Annotated in this window: 12 protein-coding genes and 1 pseudogene; 11 read left to right on the top strand and 2 right to left on the bottom strand. The window is 62.8% G+C overall.

Annotation, left to right across the window (positions count from 1 at the left end):
* The first annotated feature begins 1 nt into the window (after position 1).
* Genes RGV33_RS22815 through RGV33_RS22860 form a run of 10 tightly spaced genes read left to right on the top strand, consistent with a single transcriptional unit; the run spans position 2 to position 12,469 of the window.
* The gene (locus tag RGV33_RS22815) at positions 2-913 is read left to right on the top strand and encodes a glycosyltransferase family 2 protein (RefSeq protein ID WP_322146256.1); all 912 of its coding nucleotides are present in this window, start codon (positions 2-4) and stop codon (positions 911-913) included.
* Between the two features lie 29 nt (positions 914-942).
* On the top strand, positions 943-1,707 hold the full coding sequence (locus tag RGV33_RS22820; protein ID WP_076014315.1) for a polysaccharide biosynthesis/export family protein: 765 nt from the start codon (positions 943-945) through the stop codon (positions 1,705-1,707).
* A gap of 14 nt (positions 1,708-1,721) precedes the next feature.
* Positions 1,722-3,713, top strand: a complete 1,992-nt coding sequence (locus RGV33_RS22825) for an exopolysaccharide transport family protein (protein ID WP_322146257.1) — start codon at positions 1,722-1,724, stop codon at positions 3,711-3,713.
* Positions 3,713-4,903, top strand: a complete 1,191-nt coding sequence (locus RGV33_RS22830) for a glycosyltransferase (protein ID WP_322146258.1) — start codon at positions 3,713-3,715, stop codon at positions 4,901-4,903. Before RGV33_RS22825 ends, RGV33_RS22830 begins: the two co-directional genes overlap by 1 nt.
* The gene (locus RGV33_RS22835; RefSeq protein ID WP_322146259.1) at positions 4,893-6,221 is read left to right on the top strand and encodes a GH39 family glycosyl hydrolase; all 1,329 of its coding nucleotides are present in this window, start codon (positions 4,893-4,895) and stop codon (positions 6,219-6,221) included. The genes RGV33_RS22830 and RGV33_RS22835 overlap by 11 nt, the downstream gene beginning before the upstream one ends.
* Before the next feature lie 8 nt (positions 6,222-6,229).
* Positions 6,230-7,447, top strand: coding sequence for a glycosyltransferase family 4 protein (locus tag RGV33_RS22840; RefSeq protein ID WP_322146260.1), 1,218 nt, complete (start codon positions 6,230-6,232; stop codon positions 7,445-7,447).
* On the top strand, positions 7,438-8,541 hold the full coding sequence (locus RGV33_RS22845; protein WP_322146261.1) for a glycosyltransferase family 1 protein: 1,104 nt from the start codon (positions 7,438-7,440) through the stop codon (positions 8,539-8,541). The genes RGV33_RS22840 and RGV33_RS22845 overlap by 10 nt, the downstream gene beginning before the upstream one ends.
* A gap of 2 nt (positions 8,542-8,543) precedes the next feature.
* A complete protein-coding gene (locus tag RGV33_RS22850; RefSeq protein ID WP_322148724.1) occupies positions 8,544-9,971 on the top strand; it encodes an O-antigen ligase family protein in 1,428 nt (475 codons plus the stop codon).
* 2 nt (positions 9,972-9,973) lie between these two features.
* On the top strand, positions 9,974-11,389 hold the full coding sequence (murJ, locus tag RGV33_RS22855; protein WP_322146262.1) for a murein biosynthesis integral membrane protein MurJ: 1,416 nt from the start codon (positions 9,974-9,976) through the stop codon (positions 11,387-11,389).
* A gap of 36 nt (positions 11,390-11,425) precedes the next feature.
* Positions 11,426-12,469: an acyltransferase family protein gene (locus RGV33_RS22860; RefSeq protein WP_322146263.1), complete on the top strand. Its 1,044-nt coding sequence runs from the start codon at positions 11,426-11,428 to the stop codon at positions 12,467-12,469.
* A gap of 182 nt (positions 12,470-12,651) precedes the next feature.
* On the opposite strand, the gene RGV33_RS22865 is transcribed toward RGV33_RS22860, so the two are convergent.
* Positions 12,652-13,233, bottom strand: coding sequence for a DUF4174 domain-containing protein (locus RGV33_RS22865; protein WP_322146264.1), 582 nt, complete (start codon positions 13,231-13,233; stop codon positions 12,652-12,654).
* Between the two features lie 244 nt (positions 13,234-13,477).
* Between RGV33_RS22865 and RGV33_RS22870 the strand changes: the two genes are divergently transcribed.
* Positions 13,478-13,693 carry an AbrB/MazE/SpoVT family DNA-binding domain-containing protein gene (locus RGV33_RS22870; protein ID WP_003208231.1) on the top strand — a complete coding sequence of 72 codons (216 nt, stop codon included), beginning with the start codon at positions 13,478-13,480 and terminating at the stop codon, positions 13,691-13,693.
* A 204-nt stretch (positions 13,694-13,897) separates the two neighbouring features.
* Here the strand turns inward: RGV33_RS22870 and RGV33_RS22875 are convergent.
* Positions 13,898-16,254 (bottom strand): annotated as a pseudogene (locus RGV33_RS22875) (DNA polymerase II).
* Positions 16,255-16,311: the final 57 nt, after the last annotated feature.

Raw genomic sequence — 16,311 nt, forward strand, 5'->3', positions numbered from 1 at the left:
TATGCGCACCGCACTGATCATCCCGACCCGCAACGCCTCCAGCCACCTCGACCGGCTGCTGCCGGCGCTGCGCATGCAAACCCTGCAACCGGACGAAACCCTGGTGGTCGACAGTGCCTCCAGCGATGACACGGTGGCGCGTTTTCGCGAGTTCGGCGTACGGGTCGAGGTGATCGATGCCAAGGATTTCAATCATGGCGGCACCCGCCGCTGGGCCAGTGAACAGGTCGACGGCGACGCACTGATCGTGATGACCCAGGACGCGATCCCCGCCGCCCCCGAGACCTTCGCCAACCTGGTGGGCGAATTGCAACTGGACCCGCTCAACGGCGTCGCCTATGGCCGCCAACTGCCGCACCCGGATGCCGGTGTGCTGGGCGCCCAGTCACGCCACTTCAACTACCCGCCGCAAAGCCGCAGCAAAAGCCTGGCTGATGCGCCGGAACTGGGGATCAAGACCTGCTTCAGCTCGGATTCGTTTTCGGTGTACCGGCGCAGTGCCCTGCAGGCCGTCGGTGGTTTCCCCGCGGATGTGATCGGCAGCGAGGACGCCTACGTCGCTGCCCGCCTGTTGCTGGAAGGCTACAAGGTGCGCTACGCCGCCAGCGCCCTGGTCTATCACTCCCACGATTACCGCCTCATGGATGAGTTTCACCGCTACTTCGACATTGGCGTGTTCTACGGCCGCGAGCCGTGGATTCGCCAGGCTTTTGGCGATGCCGGCGGTGAAGGTAAACGCTATGTACTGGCCGAGCTTCGAGCATTACGCGAAGCCGGTGCATTGCACCGCGTACCCGAAGTACTGGTGCGCAGCGCGTTCAAATTGCTCGGCTACCGGCTGGGCCATCTGGAGCGCCAGCTCCCCCTCGCCCTCAAGCGGCGCATCAGCATGTTCCCCGGTTATTGGAGGTGAGCATCATGACCTACAGGAAGACCCCTTTGATGAAACGAACCTTGCTCGTCCTGGCCATGATGGCATTGGCCGCCTGCAATACCCCGGCGCGCATCGTCGCGCCCGATGGCAAGACGGTGAACGAGGGCAAGCAGGCCCTTGATCGCATGGCCCAGTTGCCGCCGGCGGTGGAGCGGATCCGAATCGGCGACCAACTGCGGATTGTCCGCGATGCCGGGGAAATGCCCACACTGTCGGCGTTCAACGTCAGCACGATTTATGAGCTGACGCTGTACACCGTGCAGAACGACGGCAAGATCAACTATCCCTTCCTGGGGCCGATCCAGGTGGCGCGGCGCACGCCGGCAGAGGTCGCCGCCGAACTGAGCCAGAAGCTCGCTCCGGTATACCGCGAACCCCGGGTGACGGTGAACATCAACCAGGCACCGGGCAACACGGTGATCGTCGGCGGTGCGGTGTTCAACCCGTCGGCAATCTCCATCGCCACGGCCCCGACCATGGAGCAGGCGATTCTCGGTGCCGGCGGCGTCAGCCCGGTGGGCAACGCAAGCATGGTGGCGCTGTTGCGTGAAGATGGCCAAGGTATCTATCACGCCTACTTCCTGGATTTCAGCCAGTACCTGAAGAACGGCGCACTGGGCCGCAAGCCCGTGGCGCTGCAACGCGGTGACGTGGTGTTTGTACCTAAATCCAACGTCGGTGAACGGATTCAAGGCGTGGACACTTACCTGAACCAGCTGATTCCCTTCACCAAATCCATTGGTGTGGGCTACAGCTACACCACGAACCACTAAAGGAGCGACATCCCATGATCGAGATCCGTTCTTTTCGTGATCTTCTGCGTCTGTTCTTCATCTTCAAGCACGAGTTCAAACTGGCGGCCCTTGCCGCGCTGGTGATCATTTTGCTGGGGGCGTTTCTGCTGCCGGCCAAGTATGAATCCACCGCGCGGTTGCTGGTGAAACCGGGCCGTGACTCGACGATGCCGATCGAGGTCGACAACCGTCAGCCAATCGTCATGCCGAGCACCCAGCGCGACCCGATTGTCGACGAAGAGCGCCTGCTGACCGGGCGCCCTATCGTGCGCGCCGTGGCCGAACATTACCTGGACGTGATGGACAAGATGCAGCCGCCGGAAGGCGTGTGGAAGCGCACCAAGTGGTACGTCAAAAAAGGCATCGGCTCGGTGTTCGACGGTGTGCGGGTGGTGCTGGAAACCGTCGGCATCATTGAAGAAACCACCCCGGTGGAACGCCTGGCGAAAAGCCTGGAGAAAAACTTCGACGTGACCCACGCCGTCGGCTCCACGGTGATGGACATCAGCTTCACCTGGGATGACCCGCAAATCGCCCAGGCGGTGGTCAAGGATTGGGTCGAAACCTACATCGACGAGCGCACCCAGGCCCTGGGCCGCAAGAGCCTGTACGCGTTCTATGAAGGCCAGGTGTCTTCCAGCGCTGCCCAGATCAAGAGCTACAAGGACCAGATCCTCACGCACTTGAATGACATCGGCGCATCGAGCATCACCGATCGCCTGGAAGACTTGTCTGAGCGGATCAACGTGCTGCGTGGCGAAGTGTTCAACTCCACGCGCTTGATTGCCTCGTCCGACAGCGCCATCGACAGTACCCGCAACCAACTCAAGGGCCAGCCCAAAGAGGTGACCACGGTACGCCAGATTGCACTGAACCCTCAGCAACAAGACTTGCGTCGCCTGCTCAACCAGAAGCTCCTGGAAAAAGCCGACATGATGCGTACCTACACGGATAACGCGCCGCCGGTCAAAGCTTTGGACGCGTCGATCCGTGCGATGCAGGCCCAGGTCGCCGGTGAAAGCGATACGGTACAAAGCTCGGAAAACCGTGCACCCAACACCCTGGAAATCCACCTGCAACGGGTACTGCTGGATGAAACCAGCAATAACCTGGCGCTGCGCACGCAACTGACGCAACAGCAAAAGCAACTGACGGAGCTGGAAGCCCAACGCAAGGACGCCCTGGCCATTGAGCCGGAACTGGCGCGCCTGGCCCGTGAGCTGAACGGCACCGAGAAAAACTACGCGCTGTATGTGGACAGCCTGGAAAAATCACGGATCGACCGGGAACTGGATAAAAGCCAGATCAGTAACATCGCGGTGATCGAAGAAGCCACACTCAACCCGGGGCGCGTCTTCCCGAAAACCCTGTTGATGCTGTTGCTGGCCATCCCGTTCTCGATCGTGGTCGGGCTGCTGGTGATCTACCTGTGCTACCTGCTGGACCAGCGTATTCACGACGGCGGCCTGGTGGAAGGCAAGTTTGGCCTGCCGCTGTGGACCACACTGCCGGAGCTGGACACCAGTACCGCGCAAAGCACCAACGCCTTCAACGCGAGTATCTATCGCCTGTATGGCTTGCTGCCGCTGGAGCAGATTGCCGAACAGGGCCTGACCCTGGGGCTGACTTCGGCACGACACGGCGAAGGGGTGAGTTTTATTGTTGAGCAGTTGCGCCAGTTGCTGGAAGAGAACGGCGTGCGGGTGCGGGTTGGCGGCGTTGAGCCGGCCATTCCGGGCCAGGTGGTGTTGTTGGATGCCTCGGCGCTGCTGGACAACCGCGACGCGTTCATCAACCTGCGCCGTGCCGACCTGATTGCGCTGGTGGTGGAAGCGCAAAAAAGTACGGTGCCGGTGGTTGAGCATGCACTGTCGATTCTCACCACGGCGTTTGGCAAGGTCGATGGCATCATCATCAACCGTCGCAAGTTCGAGGTGCCGGTCAAGGTGCTTAGAACCATCGCCAAATACCGGGGTTCGTTCTGATGCGTATCGCCCTGCTCGCTCCCCTGCCGCCAGAAAAGAACGGGATCGCCGACTACGCGAACCACTTCAAGACGGCACTGGAGCAACTGGGCGTCGAGGTGGCTACGCCCTTGACGGGCGTGGTCGGCAGCACGGCGTCGATCAAGCAGGCCATCGCCGGTTTCGACTGGCAGGGTGTCGATTTGGTCCACGCCGAACTGGGCGGTGGGCGGTTGGGGGAATTTTTGGCCCTGCGCGAATTGCGCAAGGCTTACCCTGCACTGCCACTGACCGCCACCGTGCATGACCCGGAACGCATGGTGTGGCGGCGCGAGCATTTGCCCTTTCCGCTGAACCTGATGGAGTCCTTGCCCAGCCCATTGCCCCAAGCGGCAGTGGTGCTGGCCGATCCCTTGACCCTGCGCGAAGAACGTCACGTCGCCCGGGGTTTGACCCGGCTGGTGACCCTCACCCGCCTGGGCGCCGACTGCCTGACGGCGCGCATGCACTTGCCCGCAGGCAGGGTGGCGGTGATCAACCACGCCAACCTGGGCATCCCGCCCGTGGCCCTGCCGCCACTGGACACGCTGCACCTGTTGTACTTTGGCTTTATCTACCGTGGCAAAGGCATAGAAGACCTGTTGCAGGCCCTGGCCGCCGTCTTCGAAAAAGCCCCTGAATTACGTGACCGTGTGCGCCTGACCCTGGCCGGTGGCACTGCCGCCGAAATGGCGTTTGGCGCAGGCGGCAATTACCTGGAGCAGTTGAACAGCCAGATCGCCGAACTCGGCCTGGCGGGCTCCATCGACTGGCGGCTGAATTTGCCCGCCGGCGACATCCCGCAGACGATCCAGGCGCACCATGTGATGGTGCTGCCGTATCGCGAATCGAAAAAGCTTGGCCTGCTGGGCCGCCAGCGCGGCACCAGCGGTGCATTGTCGTGGGCGGCTGCCTGCGGCCGTGGGGCGATTACCTCCGATGCCCGGGCGTTTGCCGAAGAAGTCTCCAGCGGTAACGGTGCCATCTATCCCCAAGGCGACGTAGCCGCCTTGAGCGAGCAACTGCTGCGGCTCGCGCGTAACCCGCAACTGGCCCGGGACTGGGCCGAGCGCGCCGCCGCGATTGGTCGCGAACGGCTGTGGCCACTGACCGCGCAGAAGTTTGCAACACTGTTTGAACAAGCCATTGCAGGAGGCAACCATGGCACGTAAACGCACTTACCTGGCGACCCTGGTGGTGGTCGCGGCACTGGGCCTGACCGCCTTTCTCTGGGGCCGCCCGGCCGACGCCGAAAGCCATGTGCTCAAGGGCAGCAAAGAGATCGTGTGGAAGGATTTCCTGGGGGTGAACGCGCAGTTCCTGTGGTTCAGCCCCGAGCGTTATCAGAAGCAGATCGACCGCCTCAAGGCCCTGGGCCTGGAATGGGTGCGCCTGGACCTGCATTGGGACCAACTGGAAACCGCCGAGAACCAGTACAACGTCGCGACCCTGGACGAGCTGGTGAACAAGCTGGCGCAGAACCAGATCAAGTCGGTGTTCTACCTGGTGGGCTCGGCGAAGTTCGCCACCACCGCGCCTGCCTCCTCGCCCTATCAGGACCAGTTCCCGCCCAAAGACCCAGGCATCTTCGCCAACCGCATGGCGTTGCTGGCCCAGCGTTACCCCAGCGTAGACGCGTGGCAGGTATGGAACGAACCCAACCTGCTGGGGTTCTGGCGCCCCGCCGCCGACCCGGCCGGCTATGCCAACCTATTGCAAGTCACCGCCGCCGCGCTGCGGGCGGTGAACCCGAACAAGCCGGTGGTAGCGGCCGGCATGGCGTTCTTCAGCGAAATGCCCAACGGCCAGAACATGCTCGACGGGCTGCTGCAACTGGGCGTGCCGAGCCTGAACACTGTCATGTCCTATCACCCCTACACCCAATTGCCCGAAGGCAACGAGCCGTCGAACCTGGACTTCGTCGCCAAGACCGGCGCCCTCAACCAGAAACTGCGGGCTGCCGGGGTCAAGACCCTGTGGAGCACCGAGTGGGGCTGGTCGACGTATAAAGGCCCGAAAGAGGTGCAGGATTTCATCACCCCACAAGGCCAGGCCGACTACATCGTGCGCCGTGTGGCCTTGATGAGCGCGCTGGATTTCGACAAGATTTTCCTGTTTACCCTGAGCGACCTGGACCAGCGCGCCAGCGTGCGCGACCAGAGCTATGGGTTGCTGGATATCGACACCAACCCCAAGCCGTCCTATACCGCGTTGCAGAATTTCCTGCAGGTGAGCGGGCCTAAATTGACCCCCGGCGACCCTCCCACCGCCGACCAGTTGCCCGATGGCCTGTTCAGCATCGGCTGGACCCGTGCCGACGGGCGCAAGGTATGGTTCTTCTGGTCGGCGCGTGGCGGCAGCGCACACTTGCCGGGCATGACCACTGCCACCTTGTATGACCCGTTACGCGGCACCGAAACACCTTTGAGTGGCACCAATGGACTGGACGTACCGGTCAAGCCGAACCTGCAAATTCTGTTATGGGATTGAAGCCACCCATGCGCATCCTCTGGATCCTGCCCTACTCGCCTTGGCCCGCTACCAGCGGTGGCAAGACGCGCCAGTTTCATTTGCTGCGCAGCCTGGCGGCGCGCGGGCATCGGATCACCCTGCTGTTGCATGACAAGAACGCCGTATCGCTGACCGATCGCCAGGTGCTGGAAACCTTCCTGGAACAACTGATCGTGCTGCCGCGCCGCCCGCTGCGTAGCCTGAAAACCCTGCTGGCCGGGCTGTTTGCGCCGTACCCGCTGCTGGTCAGCGTAAATGGCTTGTCGGGTGCACTGCAGGACACGTTTGAGCAATTGCTGTTAGAACATTGGGACGTGGTGCAGATCGAGCACACGTACACCTTCCAGCCTTACGAAAGTGCGCTGGCCCGTCGCTCCCAGCCGTTTGTACTGACCGAACACAATGTGGAGTCGTCCCTCGGCGCCGCCACCTACGACCGCTTGCCCGGCTGGGCGCTGCCGTTCATTCGCTACGATCAATGGCGCTACGCCCGCTGGGAACGCCGGGTGATGCGCCAGGCGGCGCAAGTGGTGGCCGTGACCGAAGCCGACGCCCAGACCCTGGCGCAGATTACCGGCAAACCGGTGCCGGTGGTGGTCAACGGCGTGGATTGCGCGCACTTCGCCGCTGCCCGCCCCGACCCGACGACCCGCCGCGTGCTGTTTCTCGGCAACTACGAATACGCACCCAACGTCGATGCCATCGAATGGGCTCTGGATGAAATCCTGCCAAAGGTCTGGGCCCGCTGCCCTGACGCGCGCATGAGTGTCTGCGGCTTTGGTATGCCCGAAAGCTGGCGGGAACGCTGGAAGGACGGGCGCATTGAGTGGCAAGGGTTTGTCCCCAACCTGCTGGCCCTGCAATCGAGTTGCTCGGTGTTTTTGGCGCCGTTGCGCCATGGCGGCGGCTCCAAGCTCAAAGTGCTTGAGGCACTCGCGGCCGGCCTGCCGCTGGCGAGTACCGACCAGGGCGTGTCCGGGCTGGACCTGGTGGAAGGCCTTGACTACCTCGGCGGCCAGACCGCCGACAGCCTGGCCGACGCCGTGGTGCGCCTGCTGCAACAGCCAGAAGTCGCCGCCCCGATGGGCGAAGCCGGTCGCGCCTATGTGCGCCGCGCCCACGACTGGAGCGTCGCCGCCAGCCAGTTGGAGCAGGTGTACGCGCAACTGTCGCCCCTGAGCCAAAAGGAGCCGGCATGCGCGTAGGCCTCGATTACCGCACCGTCGGCACCTCGCCGCAATCAGGCATCAGCCGCCAGGTGTACGCCCTGGAAGATGCCCTGCGCGCTATGCCCGGCATCGAGCTGGAACGCTTCAGTGTCGCGCCGCTGGGCGACGAACTGCGCCTGAACGCCCATTGCCCGGACTGGGGCTGCGCCAAGACTGCAATGCACCAACCTCATCAGCGCCTGCGTTTCGAGGCGGGGTTCTTGCCCAAGGCCCTGCGTAACGAGCACATCGATGTGTACATCAGCACCTTCAATATGGGCCTGCCGCTGCCACCCAAGCCCAAAGGCCTGCGCACCGTAGTGCTGCTGCATGACCTGTTTCAGATCACCCTGGACAACTACCACGCCAATCGCCTGAAGGCGATGATCTACAAGGCCAGCGATCGCTTGTCGATCACCTACGCGGTGCACACGGCAGACCGGGTGTGGACGCCTTCGCAATACAGTGCCGATGAAACCGTACGGCTGTTTCCCAAGGCGGCAGGCAAGATTCGTGTGCTGCCCAACCAGGTGGTCGGTTTTGTCGGACTGCCAGCGGACCTCTCGGCCCGGCAATTGCCCGAGCGCTATTGGCTGCTGGTGGGCACCCGGGAACTGCGCAAGAACGTGCCGTTCCTGGTGAACGCCTGGCAGCAGGCGCGCAGCCAGTCGCCCAGCGTGCCGGAACTGGTGCTGGTGGGCAGCCTGGAGCATTTGCCCGAAGCGCAACGCAACTACCCCGGCATACGCGCGTTGAGCGGTGTATCTGACGCCGAACTGCACGGGCTCTACCGCAAGGCCTCGCGCCTGTGGCAGCCTTCCTACGCGGAAGGCTTTGGCTTGCCGGTGATCGAAGCCCTGAGCGTCGGCACCCCGGTCGCGGTGGCCAGCGGTACCTCGCTGGACGAAATTACTCCACCCCTGGCGCCGCGTTTTTCACCCACCGACGGCGCAGCATTGGTGCAGTTGATGCTGCACCTGGCCGACCACCCTGTTGAACAGCCACCTGAACAGTTACGCAGCTGGGCCGAACGCTTCAACCACCAGGCCTACCGTCGGCGCCTGGCCGAACTGATCGAGGAATTGAATTGAGAATCTCACTGGGTAGCCTCGTCGCCATCGTCTTCGGCCTGCTGTTTGGTGGGTTGATCCTATTCCTTTCCCCGGCCAAGGCCGTGCTGGCGGTGATCGGCCTGGCCGCCGCCGTGACGATTTTGCGGTTCCCGTTCTGGGGGCTGCTGCTGTTCGCCCTGGTGGCGACGTTCATGCCCTACTCCACCCTCAACCTGGGGATTCGCAGTACGGTCAGCGAGGCGCTTATTGCCCTGACGTGGGCCGCGGTGATCTGGCACGGCTTCCTGTCACGCATGCCTGCCGTGCCATCGCTGTCCCGGCGCCCAACCGACCGGATGCTACTGTGGCTGATGATCTTCACGGTGGTGCCGTTTATCGTCGGCCAAGTGAGCATTACCGCCCAGGCCAGCGGCCTGGCCAACTGGCTGCGCTGGTTGCTGAACCTGTCGGTGCTGTTCCTCGCCGCCAAGCTGCTGGTTGAACAGAAGAACCGCGAAGCCCTGGTGATTGCACTGCTGCTGGGCACCCTGGCGATGCTGGTGATGTCTATCGGGGTGTTTATCCGTACGCGCTCGGCTTCGGGCATGCTGCCGATCCTGACCCTGATGAACTACGGCAGCATCGACACGTTGTCCCTTGGCCTGGATGCCATGGCCTCGCGCATGGGTTCGCCGTGGATGCACCCTAACGCCACTGGCGGGATCATGGCGTTGCTGCTGCCATTGGCGTTCTGCTACGGCATCACCAACACCGGCTGGAAACGCGGCCTCGGCCTGGGCGTTGCGTGCCTGGGCGCAGCGGCCTTGCTACTGGCCAGTAGCCGGGGCGCGATGGTCAGCCTGGCGCTGGTGCTGATCTGGATGGCGTCGCGGCGAGTGCCGTACACCGGGCGTTTGCTGATGATCGCCCTGGCATTGGCGGCGGCGCTGGTGGTGTCTTACCCACCGTTGCAGGAGCGTCTGGCGACGATTTTTTCGACACAGAATGCGAGTACCGAAGTGCGCTTTGACGAATACCGGATGTTCCCCCAGGCCGTGGCCAGTTACCCGCTGGGCATTGGCTTCAAGGTTGACCCGCCGGTGCCGGGCACACATTTGCTGGGGATCTCCAACCTGTGGCTGAACTTCGTCTACAAGACCGGCGTGATCAGCATGCTGCTGTTTATCGCCGTGACCTGGCGCTGGTGGCGCGAGTCCCGGCCGGAGATCGGCCCGATCCGCCTGACCAAGGACAACGCGATCTGGCTGGGCAGCACGGCCGGGATCCTGTCGGCATTGGTCAGCGGCTTTTTTGACCACTACTTCAGTTTTGCCCTGGTGATGATTGCGCTGTTCTGGCTGATGGTAGGGATCAACGTGCTGGAGGCGCGGCGACTGTTTCCGGCGCGGCTGCCACAGGCGAAGGCCTTGCACTTTCGCAAGCCCGTGCTCGACAGCGTCGGACCCTAGGCATGCTCGGATCGGCGTTCTGGTTGACCCTGGCGACCTTGCTGGGGCTGTGCCTCGGGTTTGCCCGTGAGTGGTTGTTGGTGGCGGCCTGGGGCGCGGGCGAGCGCAGTGATGCGTTCCTGATTGCGCTGTTCTTGCCCGAAGCGTTGCGCATGTCGCTGGCCGGTGGCGTGCTGAGTGCCGCCGCCCTGCCGCTGTACCTGCAACGCAAGGACGGCGAGCGCCTGGACTGGCTGGCGGTGTTGTTCCCGGCGCTGCTATTGATTGCCCTGCTGACCAGCCTGCTGTTGACGCTGCTGGCGCCGTGGCTGGTGCAACTGCTCGGCCCGGGGCTCGCGCAAACGGCCACCAGCCTTGCCAGCAGCAACTTGCAGATCCTTGCCTGGAGCGTGCCGGGGCTGATGCTACATGCACTGTTCAGTATTCCGTTGCAGGCCAGCGAGCGCTTTGTGGTCGCGGGGCTCGGTTCGTTGCTGTTCAACCTGCCGCCGGTGACCTACCTCGCCCTGGCCGGCACCGCCACGCAACCGCACGCGCTGGCATTGGCCTGCCTGACCGGCAGCCTGCTGATGCCGCTGGCGCTGTTGCCATCGATGGTGCGCCTGGGTTGGCGGCCGTGGCGGTTGCGCGCTTCGACATTGGAATTGCGTGAGCTGGGCGGGCGCATCGGGCCGTTACTGTTGAGCAACGGCGCCAGCCAGGGCTTGGCATTGATTGAGCGGCTGGTGGCGTCCTTGCTGGGTGAAGGCGCGGTGACGTGGGTCAACCTGGCCCGCAAGCTGATGAACTTGCCGCTGATTGCGCTGATGAGCCTCAACCAGGTGCTGCTGGGCATGATGAGCCGGCGCCAGGGCGACGAGCGCCTGGCCCTGCTCAAGCGCGGCCTGGAGACCGCCAGCCTGCTGACCCTGCCTGCCGGCGTCGGGCTGGTGGCGGCAGCGCCGAGCCTAGTGGCGTTGTTGCTGCCAAAGCAGTCGCTGGATTCGCCGTTGCCGCTGCTGCTGGCCTGGTTTGCCGTACCGCTGGTATTCGGCGCCTGGAATGCCCTGCTGGCGCGTTATGCCTACGCCGCCGGCGACACCCGCCAGCCGCTGCGTTGCGAGTTGCTGGGCAGCCTGGTCAACGTGGTGCTGCTGGGTATGCTGCCGTTTGTGTTTGGCCTGGCGGGCATCCCGCTGGCCGCGCTGGCCGGCGTGCTGTGCACCGCGTTACTGCTGATGCAACGCCAGGGTTTGCTCGGCGCCCTGCCCTGGAAGCGCCACTGGGTGTTGAGTGCTCTGGCGATGGGTGTGGCGGCACTGGTGTTGTTTCGGGTTCAAGGCATATGGCTGCAGTTGGGTTTGAGCACCCTGGCCGGGGCCGTGGTGTTGCTGGGCATGGGCCTGTGGCTCAAGCCGTGGCGCAAAGCAGATTTATAGAGTGGGAGCAGTCAGGTGAAAAAACGCTGGATTCAAATGGATATTGCCAAGGGTATTGGCATCCTGATTATCGTGTTCGGGCACAGCTGGTTTGTCGCCAGCTCCCTGGACTTGCTGTACCCGCTGCTGGCGGTGTTTATCCTGCCGCTGTTCTTCTTTCTTTCCGGGGTGTTTTTCAAGCCCGAGCAACCCTTTGTCGAGATGGCGGTGCGCAAGGCCGATGCATTGCTCAAGCCGTTCTTCTTCACCATGCTGGTGTACATCCTGATCCGCGACCTGCTGCGCGGCCAGGCGCTGCTGCCGGACATCGGCGGCGTGCTGTATGCCTCGGTGGACACCATTCCATGGCAGGCGCTGTGGTTCTTGCCGCACTTTTGGGTGGCGATTCTGTTCGGCTGGGTGATGTTGCGGCTGATGCAGCGCCTGGGCTTGTCACTGCCCGTGAGCTGTGTGGTGATCACCCTGCAACTGATGCTCGGGATCTGGACCCTGCCGTGGTTCTGGCAGGTGCCGGTGACCGTCGGGGGGCAGACGTGGACGATGCCGGGGCTGCCGTTCAGCCTTGATGTAACGCTGATCAGCAGCACCTATTTCATCTTCGGTTATCTGCTGCGGGACGTGTTGCGCCGCCACCAGAGTTCACTGCTGACCCTCCTGGGGGCAATGGCGCTGTTTGCGCTGGTGTTTATCTACAGTTGGGACACCATGGACCTGGCACAGCGGCGCTACGACCACTGGTTGTGGACCAGTTTGCTGGCGGTGATCGGGGTGTATGTGTGCTGGGCGCTGGCCGGGGTGATGATGGTCTCGGGGGTGCTGACGCGGGCCATGACCTACATCGGGCAGTCGACGTTGATTCTGTTGATCTTCCACGGGGAGATTCAGCACAAGACCGTGGACTTGATGGAGCGCGTGGGGCTGCATCCGCTGTTGTCCGCGAGCATCGGGCTGGTGGTGGCAGTGGTGGTGCCGTTGTTGATCGGCGAGGTGATCAAGCGGGTGGCGTTTTTGCGGTTTTTCTACTTTCCGTTTCCGGTGCGCAAGGCGCCGGTGGTGGCTGGGGAGAAGCCTGAAACGTAGTTTTTTCAAACGGCGCATAACCCTGTGGGAGCCGGGCTTGCCCGCGATGGCCGACTGTCAGTCAACTCTATGTCGACTGTCTGTCCCTCATCGCGGGCAAGCCCGGCTCCCACAGTGGTTTTTCGCCATGGCTGAGACCAGAGAAACGCCCGGCGCACCGACTGGCCGGTTCTTGCGAGGGTTCAATCGTCCAAGGATGGTTGCGGCGCAGGATGCTTGGTGTTCTTGCCAGCCTTGGCGCCCGGCTTGCCAGCCGCCGGGGCAGCAGGCTCAGGCTCGGCCGGGGCGGCCAGGTTCTTTTCAGCCTGGGGCATCTGGTCAATCGCGCTGAAGAACTCCGCCAGGTTGAGGGTATCTGGTGGCACGGTCTTCTCGAGTTTCTTCTCGCCGTCCTTGCCCACCAGAATCACTTTGGTGCCACTGCCGGCGCCCAATTTGAGTGCCCGGATCAGCGCGTTGGTTTCAGGCGGTGCGAGCTTCTTGTTGTCCTTCGCGTCCTTGGCGAACTTCTCGCCTTCGGCGCCGATGCTGCCGAATGACACGGTGTAGAGCACCATGTTGCGCTCTTCAAAGGACTGCTTGTTGGCAGGCTCCTCCAGCTGTTTCTTGAGGGTGGCCAACGTCGGGTTGCCGGAGTCGAGTTCCACCACCACCAACGGACGGGATTTACCCAAATCCTGCTTGAGTGGATTGAGATCATCCGCGGCCAGCAGCGGCCCCGTAAAAGCCATCAAGGTAGCCAGGGTCAGCGACCGGATGAGCATGCACACCTCCTTTGAATTCCATGCAGGTTTCTTGAGTTTCATGTGTGCGACAGTCAAATTCAAGGATGATTCCTACGACAACTTCAGAAAGCGTAGGTCAGGACGCCCGCGAAGCAAGGCGTTTAGCCACCTTACGCCTGATTGTTTCTTTTGATTGCGGTTGCTCATCGTGACCATTGCCAAGGCTCCTGCAGTGGGTTGAGGTGTTAGGCTAGGCCGTTCAATCGTTCAACGGGAAGCCATCATGCACAGCAAACGCGTCACGATCGAAGACTGGGACGGCGACGGCGCCATTCGCCTGCCAGACGAAGCCTTGCAGGAGCTGGGGCTGGATGTGGGCGACACGCTGTATATCGTCGAGACCTATGTGGGCACGCAAAAAGGCTTTGTGTTGTCGACCACGCCGAAGATTGCCGACCGGATGGATGAGTTGGTGGAAGAACTGAGCCACAAGCCCTAGCACGCTCGCCTGGCTTGCAACCGCGCCTTCACCTGCGGCTATTGCGGATCAATGATGCTCCAGCGCACCGAGGCGCAGGATCGTTGCCTGGGATTTCTCATTCAGTTCACCGGCGGTGAACTGCACCCGCACATGGAAGTTGCGCTGCCTGGTGCTCGTCAGTGGTCAAGATTGCAGGCTCTGGCCACTGCAAGGCAAGCCGTTTTAGAACAAGCCCATCTGCCCGCCCACCAGGGTGCCAAAGTCGTCGTTTACAAACGGCAGGATCGCATCTGCTACCGGTTGCAGCTGCCGGGTGACGTAGTGGTCGTAGTCGATCGGAGCCTGGCGCACCTCCAGCGGTTCGGGGCCGTTGACGGTGATCACGTAGCGGATCCAGCCACCGTTCTGGTACTGGCGCGGGCGGCCCTGGCGGTCGTTGTATTCATCCGCCAATCGTGCGGCACGTACGTGGGGCGGCACGTTGCGTTCGTAGTCGCCCAATTGCCGGCGCAGGCGTTTGCGGTAGATCAGCAATTCGTCGAGCTCACCGCTCAAGGTGCGGCGTACGTAGTCGCGCACGTAATCCTGATGGGGCTGGCGGTGGAAGATCCGCTGGTAGAGCTCCTGTTGGAATTGCCGGGCCAGGGGCGACCAGTCGCTGCGTACGGTTTCCAGGCCTTTGTAGATCATTTCTTCGCTGCCGTCGGCGCGGGTTACCAGCCCGGCGTAGCGCTTTTTGCTGCCCTCTTCGGCGCCGCGAATGGTCGGCATCAGGAAGCGGCTGAAGTGGGTTTCGTATTGCAGCTCCAGGGCGCTTTGCAGGCCAAACTCATTGTGCAGGCGCTCGCGCCACCAGGTGTTGACGTGCTGTACCAGGTCCAGGCCGATACGTGCGGCGTCCTCTTGGGAATGCGCGCTGCCGAGCCAGACGAAGGTCGAGTCGGTGTCGCCGTAGATCACTTCATAACCCCGGGCTTCAACCAGCTCGCGGGTCTGGCGCATGATCTGATGGCCGCGCAGGGTGATGGACGACGCCAGCCGGGTGTCGAAGAAGCGGCAACCGCTGGAGCCGAGTACGCCGTAGAAGGCGTTCATGATGATCTTCAGCGCCTGGGACAGCGGCGCGTTGTGTTCGCGCTTGGCCACTTCGCGGCCTTCGGAAACCCGCGCGACAATCGATGGCAGGCAATGCCGGGTGGCGAAAACCGCGCACCGCGAAAGCCTTCGACCGACTCACTGTCTTCGGGATGGCGCAGGCCTTCGACCAGGCCCACCGGGTCGATCAGGAAGCTGCGAATGATCGACGGGTAGAGGCTTTTGTAGTCGAGCACCAGCACCGATTCATAGAGGCCGGGGCGCGAGTCCATCACGAACCCGCCGGGGCTGGCCTGGGGCGGTTTGTCTCCCAGGTTCGGCGCGACGAAGCCCTGGCGGTGCATCAGCGGCATATACAGGTGAGTGAAGGCCGCCACCGAACCACCGTTGCGGTCCGCCGGCAGGCCGGTGACGCTGGCGCGTTCGAGGAGGAACTTGAGCAGCTCAGTCTTCTCGAAAATCCGCGTCACCAGCTCGCAATCCTTGAGGTTGTAGCGCGCGAGTGCCGGCTTGTCCTCGGCGAACATGCGGTTGATTTCGTCCATGCGCTGGTACGGCGTGGCGATCGATTTGCCTTCGCCGAGCAAGGTCTGGGCGACGTTTTCCAGGCTGAACGATTCAAAACTCCAGGTGGCCGAACGCAAGGCTTCGATGCCGTCGATGATCAGCCGCCCGGCCGCTGCGGCGAAGTAGTGGTTGCGGCTGCCATGCTCGCGCCAGCCCATGGCATCACCGCCACGGCCCAGCAGCAGCGGCACGTTCAGGCGCTGCGCATGTTCGTGCAAAACACGCAGGTCGAACTGCACCAGGTTCCAGCCGATAATCGCGTCGGGGTCGTGGGTGGCGAGCCACAGGTTCAGGCGTTCGAGCAGTTCGGCGCGGGTGTCGCAGTAGTCGAGTTTGAAGTCCACCGCGTCGGTTTTGTTCGGCGGGCCGAGCATGTACACCTGGCGTTCGCCGCAGCCTTCGAGAGCGATGGAATAGAGGTCGCCCTGGGCGGTGGTCTCGATGTCCAGCGACACCAGCTTGAGTGGTGGACGGTAATCCGGCGCGGGCTTCATCTGTGCCTCCACCAGCATGCCGCCCTCGCCCGGAGTGCCGCCGAACCACACCGGCGCGGTGATGAAGCGTTCCATCATGTAGCGATCAGGCGGGCGTACATCGCCTTCGTAGACATCAATACCGGCTTTGCGCAGGCGCTTTTCCAGGTCCATCAATTGGCGGTGCTGCTTGGTGTAGAGGCCCAGCACCGGGCGATGGTGGAAGTCGCAGAGCGCCAGGTCGCGCAACTCGATGCCGCGCTCGCCCTTGAGCTGCAGCTCGGCAGGCTTGCGATGGGCCTGGGGGATGAACATCACGGAGGTCTGCACCGGCAAGCGCACAAACCTTGGGCCTTGATCGGTGGCCAGCCAGAAGCTGACCTCCGTGCCTGCCGGGGTGTCGCGCCAATGCCGGGTCAGGACAAACCCCTGCTGTAAATCCACCTTGCCACACCTCAAGAATCGCTTTCAGGGCGTGATTCTACTCGGCCTGTGCCACGG

It is taken from the genome of Pseudomonas sp. Bout1 (assembly GCF_034314165.1).
Taxonomy (GTDB): Bacteria; Pseudomonadota; Gammaproteobacteria; order Pseudomonadales; family Pseudomonadaceae; genus Aquipseudomonas.